General features: G+C 64.3%; 11 protein-coding genes. 6 read left to right on the top strand and 5 right to left on the bottom strand.

What is annotated here, in order from left to right; all coding sequences use genetic code 11:
- The first annotated feature begins 80 nt into the window (after positions 1-80).
- Entirely contained in the window at positions 81-1,673 is a 1,593-nt protein-coding gene (locus tag FJ430_RS00795) for a peptide chain release factor 3 (RefSeq protein WP_140702548.1), read from the top strand.
- 86 nt (positions 1,674-1,759) lie between these two features.
- On the opposite strand, the gene FJ430_RS00790 is transcribed toward FJ430_RS00795, so the two are convergent.
- Positions 1,760-2,227 carry a VOC family protein gene (locus FJ430_RS00790; RefSeq protein ID WP_140702550.1) on the bottom strand — a complete coding sequence of 156 codons (468 nt, stop codon included), beginning with the start codon at positions 2,225-2,227 and terminating at the stop codon, positions 1,760-1,762.
- 250 nt (positions 2,228-2,477) lie between these two features.
- Between FJ430_RS00790 and ilvD the strand changes: the two genes are divergently transcribed.
- Positions 2,478-4,322 carry a dihydroxy-acid dehydratase gene (gene ilvD, locus FJ430_RS00785; protein WP_140702552.1) on the top strand — a complete coding sequence of 615 codons (1,845 nt, stop codon included), beginning with the start codon at positions 2,478-2,480 and terminating at the stop codon, positions 4,320-4,322.
- Positions 4,323-4,368: 46 nt separating this feature from the next.
- Here the strand turns inward: ilvD and FJ430_RS00780 are convergent, their stop codons facing one another.
- The gene (locus FJ430_RS00780; protein ID WP_140702554.1) at positions 4,369-6,123 is read right to left on the bottom strand and encodes an ABC transporter ATP-binding protein; all 1,755 of its coding nucleotides are present in this window, start codon (positions 6,121-6,123) and stop codon (positions 4,369-4,371) included.
- A 174-nt stretch (positions 6,124-6,297) separates the two neighbouring features.
- Between FJ430_RS00780 and FJ430_RS00775 the strand changes: the two genes are divergently transcribed.
- Together FJ430_RS00775 and FJ430_RS00770 are read left to right on the top strand one after the other, a co-directional pair.
- The gene (locus tag FJ430_RS00775; protein WP_140702556.1) at positions 6,298-7,578 is read left to right on the top strand and encodes an amidohydrolase family protein; all 1,281 of its coding nucleotides are present in this window, start codon (positions 6,298-6,300) and stop codon (positions 7,576-7,578) included.
- Positions 7,579-7,655: 77 nt separating this feature from the next.
- A complete protein-coding gene (locus FJ430_RS00770) occupies positions 7,656-8,579 on the top strand; it encodes a DMT family transporter (protein WP_140702558.1) in 924 nt (307 codons plus the stop codon).
- On the opposite strand, the gene FJ430_RS00765 is transcribed toward FJ430_RS00770, so the two are convergent.
- The gene (locus tag FJ430_RS00765) at positions 8,576-9,478 is read right to left on the bottom strand and encodes a phosphotransferase family protein (protein ID WP_140702560.1); all 903 of its coding nucleotides are present in this window, start codon (positions 9,476-9,478) and stop codon (positions 8,576-8,578) included. The genes FJ430_RS00770 and FJ430_RS00765 overlap by 4 nt on opposite strands.
- Before the next feature lie 96 nt (positions 9,479-9,574).
- Here FJ430_RS00765 and FJ430_RS00760 point away from each other — a divergent pair, with 96 nt between their 5' ends.
- Positions 9,575-10,207, top strand: a complete 633-nt coding sequence (locus FJ430_RS00760) for a class I SAM-dependent DNA methyltransferase (protein ID WP_140650236.1) — start codon at positions 9,575-9,577, stop codon at positions 10,205-10,207.
- A 15-nt stretch (positions 10,208-10,222) separates the two neighbouring features.
- Here FJ430_RS00760 and FJ430_RS00755 read toward each other — a convergent pair whose 3' ends face one another.
- Positions 10,223-12,676, bottom strand: a complete 2,454-nt coding sequence (locus FJ430_RS00755; RefSeq protein WP_140702562.1) for a GcvT family protein — start codon at positions 12,674-12,676, stop codon at positions 10,223-10,225.
- The gene (locus tag FJ430_RS00750; protein ID WP_140702564.1) at positions 12,673-13,557 is read right to left on the bottom strand and encodes a phosphotransferase family protein; all 885 of its coding nucleotides are present in this window, start codon (positions 13,555-13,557) and stop codon (positions 12,673-12,675) included. The genes FJ430_RS00755 and FJ430_RS00750 overlap by 4 nt, the downstream gene beginning before the upstream one ends.
- A 385-nt stretch (positions 13,558-13,942) precedes the next feature.
- Here FJ430_RS00750 and FJ430_RS00745 point away from each other — a divergent pair, with 385 nt between their 5' ends.
- Entirely contained in the window at positions 13,943-14,707 is a 765-nt protein-coding gene (locus tag FJ430_RS00745; protein ID WP_140702566.1) for a DeoR/GlpR family DNA-binding transcription regulator, read from the top strand.
- Positions 14,708-14,724 lie beyond the last annotated feature (17 nt).

Raw genomic sequence — 14,724 nt, 5'->3', positions numbered from 1 at the left:
CGACCAGCACTCTGCCCAAAACCGTCGACAGGCCGGGAAAGCGCTGCTAGAAGCCCGCGCCACAGACAGGATTCCACGACTTGGCAGAAGACATCGAACAGGCCGTATCGCGCCGCCGCACCTTCGCGATCATCGCCCACCCCGACGCGGGCAAGACGACGCTCACCGAAAAGCTGCTGCTGTTCGGCGGCGCCATCCAGCTTGCCGGCGAGGTCAAGGCCAAGAAGGATCGCATCCAGACGCGGTCCGACTGGATGAAGATCGAGCGCGAGCGCGGCATCTCCGTCGTCACCTCGGTGATGACCTTCGAATATGAAGGCAATGTCTTCAACCTGCTCGACACGCCCGGCCACGAGGATTTTGCCGACGACACCTACCGCACGCTGTCGGCGGTGGATTCGGCCGTCATGGTCATCGACGCCGCCAAGGGCATCGAGCCGCGCACGCTGAAGCTGTTCGAGGTCTGCCGGCTGCGCGACATCCCGATCATCACCTTCGTCAACAAGATGGACCGCGAAAGCCGCGATCCGTTCGAGATCCTCGACGAGATCGAGCAGAAGCTGGCGCTCGACACGGCGCCCATCACCTGGCCGATCGGCCGCGGCAGGACGTTTTCCGGAACCTATCACCTGGCGCTCAATGCCGTGCGCAGGGGTGATGAGGAAAAGGAGCGCACGCCCGTCAATGGCCCGGATTCCAACCGCGTCGCCGGGCTCTTGCCGGACAATGAGCGCGAAGCCTTCATCGAGGAACTGGAACTCGCGCGGGAAGCCTGCCGCCCGCTCGACGTGGACGCCTTCCGCGAAGGTCATCTGACGCCGGTCTATTTCGGCTCGGCGCTGCGCAACTATGGCGTCCGCGATCTGATCGAGGCGCTGGGCGCCTACGGCCCGCCGCCCCGCGCGCAGGAGGCCGATACCCGAACGGTCGAGGCGACGGAGGAGAAGATGACCTCCTTCGTCTTCAAGATCCAGGCCAACATGGACCCCAACCACCGCGACCGCATCGCCTTCGTGCGCGTCTGCTCGGGCACGCTGGAACGCGGCATGAAGGCCAAGCTTGTGCGCACCGGCAAGCCGATGTCGCTCTCGGCGCCGCAATTCTTCTTCGCCCGCACCCGCGTCACCGCCGACGAGGCTTACGCCGGCGACGTCGTCGGCATTCCCAACCACGGCACCCTGCGCATCGGTGACACGCTCACCGAAGGCGAGGAGATCCTGTTCCGCGGCGTGCCCAATTTCGCGCCGGAAATCCTGCGTCGCGTGCGCCTCGGCGACGCCATGAAGGCGAAAAAGCTCAAGGAAGCGCTGCACCAGATGGCCGAGGAGGGCGTCGTCCAGCTGTTCTCGCCCGAGGACGGCTCGCCGGCCATCGTCGGCGTCGTCGGCGCGCTGCAGCTCGACGTGCTCAAGGAACGGCTCAACATCGAATACACGCTGCCAGTTGATTTCGAAATGTCGCGTTTCTCGATCTGCCGCTGGATTTCGGCCGACGACAAGGCGGAAGTGCAGCGCTTCATCGAAGCGCATCGCGGCGACATCGCCCGCGATCTCGACAACGATCCGGTGTTTCTGGCCCAGCACGCCTTCTCACTGAATTACGAGGCCGAGCGCTGGAAGGTGATCCGCTTCGCCACCGTCAAGGACTACCAGGTCCGCGACAAGGCGGCGTGATTCTAGTGAGTAGTGAAGTAGTTGATTGGTAATTGGAAAGAGCTGGCATCGCTACTCACTACTCACTGCTCACTACTCACTAATTCTCATCCCCTCGCGGCCGCTTCGATCTTGTCGATCTCGATCTTGCCCATCTGCATCATTGCCGACATCACCCGGCCGGCCTTGCCCTGGTCGGGGTCCATGAGCAGGCGCGGCAGCTGTTCCGGCACCACCTGCCAGGAAACGCCGAACTTGTCCTTCAGCCAGCCGCAAGGTCCGGGCTCGCCACCTTCGCTGAGCCTGGTCCAGAAATGATCGACCTCTTCCTGCGTCTTGCAGTCGATCGATTGCGATATGGCTTCGGTGAAATTGAATTCCGGTCCACCATTGAGTGCCTGGAACGGCACCCCGTCGAGCTCGAACGTGGTCACCAGCACCTTGCCCTCGTCACGATGGCCCTTGGGCCAGCGCATGATGCTCAGCACCTTCGAGTTCTTGAAGATGGAAATGTAATGGTTCATCGCCTCTTCGGCCTGGCCGTCGAACCACAGGCAGGTAGTGATCTTTTGCATGTGTTTGTCCTCCGAATGCTTCTTTTGCGGTTACCGTCAAACGGCTGGCCGCGAGAAATGGTGCCATGCCGTCTGCCCAAAGGACGGCCGGGCGGGCCGCGATCCGACACAGGCTTGCTGTTTTTCCGCAAGAATCTGGCGCAGTGCAAAATGGTGGTCATGCCGGGCCGTGATCGCTATAACCGCTGCCGACTAAAATTTGAGCGCCGCCCGCCGCGCATCGGCGCGGCCAGCCAGCAAGGACAGTTCGATGCCTGCCTATCGTTCCCGCACCACCACCCATGGCCGCAACATGGCCGGCGCCCGCGGCCTGTGGCGCGCAACCGGCATGAAGGATAGCGATTTCGGCAAGCCGATCATCGCCGTGGTCAATTCCTTTACCCAGTTCGTGCCGGGCCACGTGCATCTGAAGGACCTCGGCCAGCTTGTCGCGCGCGAGATCGAGAAGGCCGGCGGCGTCGCCAAGGAGTTCAACACCATCGCCGTCGATGACGGCATCGCCATGGGTCACGACGGCATGCTCTATTCGCTGCCGTCGCGCGAGCTGATCGCCGATTCCGTCGAATACATGGTCAACGCGCATTGCGCCGATGCCATGGTCTGCATCTCCAACTGCGACAAGATCACCCCCGGCATGTTGATGGCCTCGCTGCGCCTCAACATCCCGACCGTGTTCGTTTCCGGCGGGCCGATGGAGGCCGGCAAGGTGGTGCTGGCCGGCAAGGCGCAGGCGCTCGACCTGGTCGACGCCATGGTCGCGGCTGCCGACGACAATATCTCCGACGAGGACGTCAAGGTCATCGAGCGGTCGGCCTGCCCGACCTGCGGTTCCTGCTCCGGCATGTTCACCGCCAATTCGATGAACTGCCTGACCGAGGCGCTGGGCCTGTCTCTGCCCGGCAACGGTTCGACCTTGGCCACCCATGCCGACCGCAAGCGCCTGTTCGTCGAGGCCGGCCATCTCGTCGTCGATCTCGCCCAGCGCTATTACGAGCAGGACGACGAAACAGCACTGCCGCGCAGCATCGCCTCCAAGGGCGCCTTCGAGAACGCCATGGCGCTCGATATCGCCATGGGTGGTTCGACCAACACGGTTCTGCACATCCTCGCCGCCGCCCATGAGGGTGAGGTCGACTTCACCATGGAGGACATCGATCGGCTGTCGCGCAAGGTGCCTGTGCTTTGCAAGGTCGCGCCAGCCAAGTCCGATGTCCACATGGAGGACGTCCACCGCGCCGGCGGCATCATGGCCATTCTCGGCCAGCTCGACGAGGCCGGTCTGATCAATCGCGACCTGCCGACTGTGCATACGGCGACCCTTGGCGAGGCCCTCGACCATTGGGATATTTCGCGCACCTCTGCCGAAAACGTCCGCGACTTCTTCCTGGCCGCTCCCGGCGGCGTGCCGACCCAGGTCGCCTTCAGCCAGGACCGCCGCTGGGACGAACTCGACACCGACCGCGAGAAGGGCGTCATCCGCTCGGCCAAGACGCCGTTCTCGAAAGACGGTGGCCTTGCCGTGCTGAAGGGCAATCTGGCGCTCGACGGCTGCATCGTGAAGACCGCCGGCGTCGACGAATCGATCCTGAAGTTCACCGGCCCGGCCCGCGTCTTCGAAAGCCAGGACGCCTCCGTCAAGGCGATCCTCGGCAACGAGATCAAGGCCGGCGACATCGTCGTCATCCGCTATGAGGGACCGCGCGGCGGCCCCGGCATGCAGGAGATGCTCTACCCGACCAGCTACCTGAAGTCGAAGGGCCTCGGCAAAGCCTGCGCCCTGATCACCGACGGCCGCTTCTCCGGTGGCACGTCCGGCCTGTCGATCGGCCACGTTTCGCCGGAAGCCGCCGAAGGCGGCGCGATCGGGCTGGTCCAGGAAGGCGACACGATCGAGATCGACATCCCCAACCGCACGATCCGGCTCGCCATCAGTGATGCCGAGCTCGAAGCGCGCCGCACGGCGATGAATGCGAAAGGCCCGGATGGCTGGAAGCCGGCCGAAAAGCGCAAGCGCAAGGTGACGACCGCGCTGCGCGCCTACGCCGCCTTCGCCACCAGCGCAGACAAGGGCGCTGTGCGGAAAGTGCCGGAGTGATGAACGCCTCTCCTTCTCACGCAAGGGGAGAAGGAGAGGCGCCGCGCTACGGCATCAGCTGATATTCATAAAGCTTCTGGTAGAGCCCGCCCTGCTTGAGCAGGGCCTTGTGCGGGCCGCTTTCCACCACCTTGCCCTTTTCCAGCACCACGATCGTGTCGGCCTGGTGCACGGTGGAAAGCCGGTGCGCGATCACGATGGTCGTGCGGCCGACGGTGAGCTGCTGCAGCGCGTCGCGGAACAGCGCTTCCGACTCGGCGTCGAGCGCGCTGGTCGCCTCGTCGAGCAGCAGGATCTCGGCGTTGCGCAGCATGGCGCGCGCGATCGAGATGCGCTGGCGCTGGCCGCCGGACAAAAGCGAACCGTTCTCGCCGACCTCCGTGTCGTAACCCTTGGTCATGGCGCTGATGAACTCATGCGCGTTGGCGGCCTTGGCGGCGCCGATCACCTCTTCGTCCGTCGCGCCCTCGCGGCCGAGGCGGATATTGTGCATGACGGTGCCAGCGAACAGGAACGTGTCCTGGCTGACATAGGCGATCTTCTGCCTGAGCGAATCGAGCGTCGCGAACGAGATGTCCTGGCCGTCGAACATCACCTTGCCGGTCTGCGGGTCGTACATGCGCATGATCAGGTTGAGGATCGTCGACTTGCCGCTGCCGGACGGCCCGACCAGCGCCGTCATCTTGCCGGCCTTGAGCGTCAGGTTGAAGCCCTCGAACACCGGCGGGCTTTCCGGATAGGCGAAGTTCACATTGTCAAACCGGATTTCGCCTGGGCCGGGTTGCAGCGGAGTGGCGCCGGGTTTCTCGGCGAGCGTCAGCGGCCGGTCGGCAAGCTGGAACATCATGCGCACGCCGACGATGCCGGTCTCGAGCGAGATGCGAACGCGGGCCAGGCGCTTTGCCGGCTCATAGGCCAGGAGCAGCGACGCGATGAAGGCCATGATGTTGCCCGGCATCTGCCCGCCCTGCAGCACCAGGAACCCGCTGACGAAGACCGCCCCAGCGATCGCCAGGCCGGCAAGCGTTTCCATCACCGGGCTGGTGGCTGCCTCCAACGTCGCGATGTTGTTGGCGCGGTTCTCGACATCGGAGACGGCCTTGTACATGCGCTTGCGCATCGCGCCTTCGAGGTTGAAGGATTTGACGACGCGCACGCCGATCGCCGTTTCCTGCATCACATGCACGATCTGGCCAAGCGACATGAATTCCATGGACGCGATCTTGCGCACGCGTTTCAGGATGCGGTTGACGCCATAGATCGCCACTGGCCCGACGGCAAAGCAGATCAGCGACAGCCACGGCTGTTGCCAAACCATGACCGCGACCAGCACGATCAAGGTCACCAGGTCGCGCACATAGGAGGTGACGACGAGATCCAGCACGCTGCGCGCGGCCTGAGCGTTGTTGGTCATGCGGGCGATCAGGTCGGCCGACGAGGTCGAATGGTAGAATTCGATGCCGTGCGCCAGGATGCGATCGTAGATTTTGCGTTGACGGTCGGCGATGATGGCGTTGCCGACACGGCTCATGCAATAGGCCTGCACGAACGTTGCGAAGCCCTTGAGCAGGAAGATCCCCGCGACGCTCGCCGCTATCATGTTGACACGGTCGAGCCTCTTGAAGACGACGAATTCGTTGGTGATCTCGCGCAGGATCCAGGCGCTGGCACCGGTCGTGGCGGCCACCACCAGCATCGACACTATGGCCGCGCCATAGCCGAATTTATGCTCGTGGAAGGATTCCCTCACCAGTCTTGCGATGAGGCGCTGGTTTTCCGTGGAACGGAAGAAGCGAAACAACGGCCGATCCTGTGTCTGGCTGCGAGAATTTCGGATTCGCCACGAGGGCGAGAGGCGGCTTATAGAGCGAGTTGCGGCGCGATGGAACCTTTCGGCTCCCGGGGAAAGAAAAGGCTGCGCCAGGCTGTCTTTTCGGCCACGATGATTGCCGATTCTTGAAAAGGGTGACGACAGATGGATTTCGACCTCATCGTGCGCGGCGGCACGCTGCCGGACGGCAGGATTGCCGATATCGGCATTGCCGGCGAAACCATTCGGGCGGTCGAGCAGAAACTGCCGGGCTCCGCGCCGACCGAGATCGACGCCCGCGGCAATCTGGTCTCGCCGCCCTTCGTCGATCCGCATTTCCATATGGATGCGACGCTGTCCTACGGCATCCCGCGCATCAACGCTTCCGGAACGCTGCTCGAAGGCATTGCGCTCTGGGGCGAGTTGAAGCCGCTTCTGACGCATGAAGCGGTGCGCGAGCGCGCGCTCGCCTATTGCGACTGGGCGGTGTCGATGGGCCTCCTCGCCATCCGCAGCCATGTCGACGTCTGCGACGACCGATTGCTCGCGGTGGAAGCGCTGCTCGATGTCAAGAAAACCGTCGCACCCTATATCGACCTGCAACTGGTCGCGTTTCCGCAGGATGGCCTCTATCGCTCCCCGACGGCGCTGAAGAACACCATCCGCGCGCTCGACAAGGGCGTCGATATCGTCGGCGGCATCCCGCATTTCGAGCGCAGCATGGCGGATGGCACGCGCTCGGTCACGGAGCTTTGCGAGATCGCGGCCAAACGCGGCCTGATGGTCGACATGCATTGCGACGAGACCGATGATCCGCTGTCGCGCCATATCGAGCAACTGGCCTATGAAACGCAGCGCCTCGGGTTGCAGGGCAGGGTGGCCGGCTCGCACCTCACCTCCATGCATTCGATGGACAATTACTACGTCTCGAAGCTTTTGCCGCTCATCGCCGAGGCCGGCGTGTCGGCAATCCCCAATCCGCTGATCAACATCATGCTGCAGGGGCGCCACGACATCTTCCCGAAGCGGCGCGGCCTGACCCGGGTCAAGGAGATGCAGGCGCTCGGCATCCGCGTCGGCTGGGGCCAGGATTGCGTGCTCGACCCCTGGTATTCGCTAGGCACCGCCGACATGCTCGACGTCGCCTTCATGGGCCTGCATGTCGCGCAGATGTCGAACCCCGCCGACATGGCGCGCTGCTTCGACATGGTGACCAACGTCAACGCCGCCATCATGGGACTGGACCATCTGGGTCTCGCGGTCGGCAAGCGGGCGAGCCTCGTCGTGCTCGATGCCGGCAATGCGATCGAAGCCGTTCGCCTGCGCCCCGAGCGACTCTGCGTCATTGCCAGGGGCAGGGTTGTGGCCGAGCGGACCAGGCAGGAAACGCGGCTGTCGATCGCCGGACGGCCGATGCAGGTGAACCGGCGGCACAAGGCCGGCTAGCCGATTTCCGCCGCTGGTCTTACCGATTTCCCCGGATTTCCCTCGTCAAAACGGCTGCTTGCGGCTAGGGAGCCGGCATGGCCCTGTCCCTTGCGCGCAATTTCACGATCAGGAACATGTTGCTCGCCGGCATCCTCTTGATGCTGGCCGGCGACTTCATGTTCGCGCTGAACGACGCGATGGGCAAATGGCTGGTCGCGAGCTTCTCCGTCGGACAGGTGGTGCTCATCCGCTCGATCGGCGCCTTCATCGTGCTGGGTCCGATGATCGCCAACCAGGGCACGACCAGGCTGTTTCACATGGACCGGCCGGTTTTGCAGTTCCTGCGTGTCGTGGCCACCACAACCGATACCGGGCTGTTCTATGCCGCGGTCGTCTACCTGCCGCTGGCCGACGTGATGAGCTTCTACATGGCCGGGCCGATCTATGTCGCGGCCCTGTCGCATCTCTTGCTCGGCGAAAAGGTCGGCTGGCGCCGCTGGCTGGCGATCCTGGTCGGCTTCTGCGGCGTGTTGATCATCCTGAAGCCGTCCTCGGCGGCCTTCTCGTTGTCTTCGGCCTTCGCGCTCGTGGGCAGCATCGCCTTCGGCTTCGCCATCATCCTCGGCCGTCTTCTGCGCGGCACCAGCGACACGAGTTTGGTTACCTGGCAGACCATCGGCACGCTGATTGTCGGCGGTCTGCTCACCATCGGCGCCTGGCGCACGCCGTCGGCGCTCGATTTCGGGGCCATGCTTTTGCTCGGCGTCGTCTCTTGCGCCGCGCATCTGATGATCACAAGGGCGCTGAAGCTGGCGCCGGCCTCGACGCTGGCGCCGCTGCATTACACCCTGCTCCTGTGGGCTGTGGTCTTCGGCCTCGTGTTCTTCGGCGATGTCCCGGGGCCGCGTATCCTGGTCGGCGCGGTCATCGTCGTGCTCGCCGGCCTGTTCATCTTCCATCGCCAGAAGGTGGTGGAGACCGAGGTGCCGCCGGAGAACGTGCCGAAGGGCGTGAACTAACCCGCGCGTATCGCGGCCAGATGCCTAGAGAATTCCGTTGTCTCCATCAGCGCCTTGCAGCGGGCGAAGCGGCCGTCGGCATAGGCTCGGAAATCGTCGGCCGGATTGTCGTTGGCGAGCTGGATCAGTCCCCAGAGCGTCCAGAGCAGATCGCACATCGCCTTGTAGATGACAATACGTCCGCGCTCCACCGGCCTCGCCTCGCCACCGAAATAGGCGTGCATCAGTTCCTCGTCCTGGCCGACATCGAATTTGCCCTCGACCGAAAGGTCGCCGAGGTCCCACAGCGGATCGTTCATGCCGGAATATTCCCAGTCGACGATCCACATCCGATCGCCCGTATCGAGGAAATTCTCGCACAGCGGGTCGCAATGGCAGGCGGCGAGCGGGATTGCGTGCGCTGCAAGGGCCGCGCGCACAGCTTCCGCCTCGCGCACCACGTCGTGATAGCCGGCGGGCAGCGCCACGTCCTTGGTCGACAAAACCTTGAGATAGTCGTCGATCATCGCGAACAATTCGAAGCGGAAGGGAAAGACCGCGCCGGAAGAGTGGAGCTTGTGGAAGGCCTGGCCGGCCCGCGCCGGGCTGCCCGGCCGCGCCTTGAATTTTTCGGACGACATCGTCTCGGCGCCAGCAATAAAACGCGTCGCCATCAGGCCGGACGCCGGATCGGCATGGAGCACTTCGGGACTGACGCCGGCCCTGGCCGCCTCGCGCGCCGCCACCGCCTCGTTGGCGCGGTTGATATATTCTTGCGTGCCCTTGCCAGGAATGCGCAGACACGCTTCGCCGGCCCTGTAGACCATGTTGGTCAGACCGCCCAAACGCTGCAGCGGTCCGTCATAGCCTGCCAGCGCCGGAATGGCGGCCAACGCGGCGCGCGCCTCGTCCATCGTCATCCCCTTTACCATCACACGATGTTTTATAGCGGAACGGTTCCACAGTTTTTGCCGCTTGGCTACCATTGCGGATACGAATCGGCGGCGGGAGCAGAAATGGCGGACGGCAAGCACAGCGGCTCGCTAAGCGCGGCCTACGCCGCGAAGCGGCCTGAGGAAGTGGCGGCGATCTATGACAGCTGGTCCGAGACCTATGACGCCGACATGTCGGCCGCCGGCTACCGCCACCCGACGATATGCCTTGCGCTGCTTGCCCGGCACCTGCCGCGCGGCGCCGAACCCTTGCTCGATGCCGGCGCCGGCACCGGTCTGATCGGCGAATGGCTGGCCATCACCGGCTATCCCAGGGTCGAGGCGCTCGACATCTCGCAAGGCATGCTGGACAAGGCAGGCGCGAAGGGCGTCTACACGGCGCTGCATCGCCTGGCCATGGGCGACGCTTTGCCCTTCGCCGGCGGCGCCTATGCCGGCATTGTTTCGGCGGGCGTCTTCACCTCGGGCCATGTCGGGGTCGAGGGACTGGACGAGCTGATCCGCATCTGCCGTCCAGGCGGCGTCATCGTGCTGACCGTCAAGAACACGCTTTGGCAGGCCGGCTTCGCCGAGCGCATCGCCGGGCTTGAGGCTCAAGGCAGGTTGAAGCGCGTCGAGGAAACGGCGCCCTATGCCTCGATGCCGGGCGAAACCGATACCGTGCCGAGCAGGGGGCTTGTGCTGCGCGTCAGCTGACCCGCTCTGCGTGGATCAGGCCCTTATCCTTGCTCCGGCCGGATCGTACATCGGCTCGAGATGGATTTTTCCCGGCGTGCGTTCCATCGCCACCACCAACTCGTAGTCGCCAGAGGCAAGGAACTCGTCGCCGACGCCGTCGGCATTGCGCACATAGCCGTAGCCGATGTTCTTGCCCACCGTGTAGCCGTGGCCGCCGCTGGTGAGGTAGCCCACCGGTTCGCCATTGCGCAGGATCGTCTCGCGCCCGACCAGCACGATCTCGGGATCGTCCACGGTGAAGCCGGCAAAACGTTTCGTCGGCGCTTTGCCGGCTGCTTTCCCCAGCGCCCTGCGTCCGACGAAGTCGGTGTTCTTGCGAAGCTTCACCGCCCAGCCGAGCCCGGCCTCCAGCGGCGTGTCGTTCGGCGTGATGTCGGAACCCCAGGCGCGGTAGCCTTTCTCCAGCCTGAGCGACTCCAGCGCGCGGTAGCCGACCGGGCGAATGCCATGCACTTTGCCCGCCGCCATCAGCGCGTCGAAAACCTCGCCGGTGGCGGCGATCGGCGCATGCAGCTCCCAGCCGAGCTCGCCGACATAAGTGACGCGCAGCGCCTTCACGCCATGGCCGGCTATTGCGATCTCGCGCGCATGGCCAAAGGGGAAGGCGGCGTTCGAGACATCGGCCTCCGTCACCGCCGACAGCACGTCGCGGGCGCGCGGCCCCATCAGCGACAGCGTGCCGAAATCTTCCGTGACGTCCTTCAACCTGGCGTCGAGGCCCGAGCCGATATGGTCGCTTATCCAGGACAGATCATGCGTGCGGAAGCCGGTGCCGGTGACGATGTAGAACCGGTCCTCGCCGAGCCGCGACACGGTGAGGTCGGCCTCGATGCCGCCGCGCGTGTTGAGGAGCTGCGTGTAGGTCAGCCGTCCGACCGGCTTGTTGACGTCGTTGGCGCAGATCCAGTCGAGCGCCTTCAGCGCGTCCGCGCCGGTCAGCTCGTATTTGGCGAAGGAGGACTGGTCGAAGATGCCGACCTTCTCGCGCACATGACGGTGTTCGTCGCCGACCGGGCCGAACCAATTCTGGCGGCCCATCGAATAGACGTCTTCGGCGGCCGCGCCGTCCGGCGCGAACCAGTTCGGCCGCTCCCAGCCGAGCTTGGAGCCGAACACGGCGCGGTGCGTCTTCAGCCGCTCATAGAGTGGCGAGACGATGCGCGGCCGTCCTGTCAGATACTCCTCGTGCGGGAAGCCGATCGTGTAGTGCTTGCCATAGGCTTCCAGCGTGCGGTCGCTGACCCAGTCGCGGTCGCGGTGCAGGCCGGAGAAGCGTCTGATGTCGACCACCCAGAGGTCGAGCGGCGCCTCGCCGTCGACCACCCATTGCGCCAGCACCCAGCCAGCGCCGCCGCCCGACGCGATGCCGAAGGCGTTGAAGCCGGCGCCGACGAACATGTTGGCGCATTCGGGCGCGACGCCCAGGATGAAATTGCCATCCGGCGTGAAACTCTCCGACCCGTTGATCATCTGCTTGACGCCGGCGGTTTGCAGAGCCGGAACACGCGCGATCGCCTGGGTCATATGCTGTTCGAAGTGATCGTAGTCGTCGTCGAACAGGCGGAATTCCCAGTCGTTGGGGACGTCACCCCCTGGGAGATTGGTCGTCCAGGCCTGCGGGTTGGGCTCATAGCCGCCCATTACCAGCCCGCCGACCTCTTCCTTGAAATAGGTGCGGCGGTCGGGGTCGCGGATCGTCGGCGCGTCGTTGGCCAGCCCCTCGATCTTCTCGGTGATGATGTACTGGTGCTTGACCGGCTGCAGCGGCACGTTGATGCCGGCCATCGCGCCGACCTGCCTTGCCCACTGCCCGGCGCAGTTCACCACCTTGCCGCAGGCGATGTCGCCTTTTGAAGTCTTCACCGCCGTGATGCGGCCGTCCTTCATCGCAAAGCCGGTGACGCGCACGTCCTCGAACAGTTTCGCGCCATGCATGCGCGCGCCCCTGGCGAGCGACTGGGCGATATCGGAGGGGCTTGCCTGCCCGTCGGTCGGCAGCCACGAGGCGCCGACCAGATCGCCGGTCTCCATCAGCGGCCACATTCGCTTCACTTCCGCAGGCGACAGAAGCTGCATGTCCATGCCGAAGCTTTTTGCCGTGGTCGCCAGCCGCTTGAATTCGGTCCAACGGTCGGCGTTCGTTGCCAGCCGCAAACAGCCGGTCATCTTCCAGCCGGTCGCCAGGCCCGTCTCGGCCTCCAGTCCCTTGTAGAGATCGACGGAATATTTGAGCACGCGCGTGATCGAGGCCGAGGAGCGCAACTGCCCGACCAGTCCGGCGGCGTGCCAGGTCGAGCCCGAGGTCAGCTTGCCCTGCTCGAGAAGCACCACATCGGCCTTGTGGTCGCGTGCCAGATGATAGGCAGTGGAGCAGCCGATGATGCCGCCGCCGATGACGACGATTTCGGCATGGCTGGGCAAAGTCATGACTTGGTCCCGTATTTCGTCCAGTAATTCTCAAGCGCCGCGTCGAGCCGGACGAGGTTTTCCTCGGTATAGGCGACATAGTCGATGCCGGGCGCGTCGAGATAAAGCTCGGAGACCATGCTCCACATCGCCTCGCGCAGCAGCGAGGCGCATTGCATGGCGGCATGCGAACGGCGGATTTCGCCGTCCGGCTCCTTCATGAAATAGGCGGTCAGGAAGGCGAAGGATTCGTCGTTGCTCATGCCGGCATTGGACGCGACGCCGGCGAGGTCGAACATCGCCGTGTTGAAGCCGGCATACTCGAAGTCGATCAACCACAGCCGTTTGCCGTCGTCGAGAATATTGGCCGGCAAAAGATCGTTGTGGCCGAAGACGATCGGCAAAAGCTTCTGCGCCCGCTCGAGCTCGTCGGCGAGCGAAAGATAGCGCGGCAACTGATCCTTCTTTCGGCTGCCGCCTTCGTCCAGCGTGCGCGCATAGTCGCGGATGACGTGGAACACCCAGAACATGAAGCCGGCGCCGGAGACGTGGTTCGGCATCTCGCGATGGAAGCCGCGCAGCAGAGCCGCCACGCTGCCGATATTGGCGCGCACATCCTCTCCGAGGAAAGTCTTGGCGCCAAGAAATTCCGTCACCAGTATGCCGGGCTCGGCATAATGCACGGCCGGCGCGAAGCCCGCCGCATGCGCTGCCCGCGCCGTCATCACCTCGCGCTCGCGAAAGACATGGTGGAACGGGAAGTCCTGGCCGATGCGCACGACATGGCGCCCGGCCGCATCCGTGACGACAAAATTGGCGTTGCTGAGGCCGCCCGGCAGCGGCTCGATCTCGATGCCGCCGTTCCAGCACGGCAGGGCGCGGATGCGGTCTTCGGCGTTCACGGCTTCGTTCCGGCCTCAGCCGGCCCCGCCCAAAACAAGGATGGCAAAAAATGAAAAAGCCTCGTCGGTGCGAGACGCCAGGATCGGTATCCCGCACCGCACCGACGAGCCCCTTGGCCAGGTATGATATCCCGGCATCCGCCCCCGCGGATTTGATAAAAGCTCGCGCCTGGCTGGTTCCAGGCGATCTGGTCACTAGGCTGCGGCTCTGCCATCACCCTCCCGCGGCAGTTCCGAGCCTGTCACAAGGTTAATGTCATGCCAGGGTGGCAGAGCTGTCAATCAAAAGCTGTGACTTTTTTTGGGTGTTTTGCCCGAAAATATGAGCGACTCCTTTCAAAGCGTTGCCAAAGCCTTAAATTCGGTCAAAGTGCCGGACATCCACATGATCCATTCGAAACGGCATGGCGAAATCCTGCGGCTCCTCAACGAGGAGGGCACGATCACCATAGCCAGCCTTGCCGAACGTCTGGGCGTCTCGCTGGAAACGGTGCGGCGCGACGTCAAGCCGCTGGCCGACGACGGTTCGGTGCTGAAGATGCATGGCGCCGTGGGCCTTGCCTCGATGGTGGGCGAGGCGCCGTTCGAGCGGCGCATGCGCGAAAATGCCGAAGCCAAGCGCCTGATCGCCAGGATGGTCGCGGCCACGATCCGCGATGGCGAGGCGATCATGCTCGACACCGGCACGACCACATCCTTCCTCGCGCGAGAGTTGCTCGGCCATCGCCGGCTGACGGTGGTCACCAATTCCTCCGACATCGCCCGCACGCTGGCGACGGTGAACGGCAACAAGGTCTATATGGCCGGCGGCGAGCTGCGCAGCGATTCAGGCGCGGCTTTCGGCATCTCGGCGATCGAGTTCGTCAGCCGCTTTTCGGTCGATCACGCGGTGATTTCGATCGGCGCGGTCGACGCCGCCGCCGGCCTCACCGACTACGAGTTGGAAGAGGCGGAATTCGCCCGCATGGTGCTGTCGCGCGGCCAGCGCTCGCTGGTCGTCACCGACCACACCAAGTTCGGCCGCCAAGGACTGGTCCGGGTCTGCGGCTTCGACGGCTTTTCCGAGCTCGTCACCGACCAGCCGCCGCCACGCGACATAGCCGCCGCGCTGAGCCAGGCCGGCGCCCGGCTCAGTATTGCCGCAGCCTGACGCGCCCAAGGAATGAG

The sequence above is a fragment of the Mesorhizobium sp. B2-8-5 genome, from assembly GCF_006440675.2.
In the GTDB taxonomy this organism is placed as follows: domain Bacteria; phylum Pseudomonadota; class Alphaproteobacteria; order Rhizobiales; family Rhizobiaceae; genus Mesorhizobium.
Note: the sequence above shows the minus strand (reverse complement) of the source record. Positions and strands in the feature narration are given on the sequence as shown.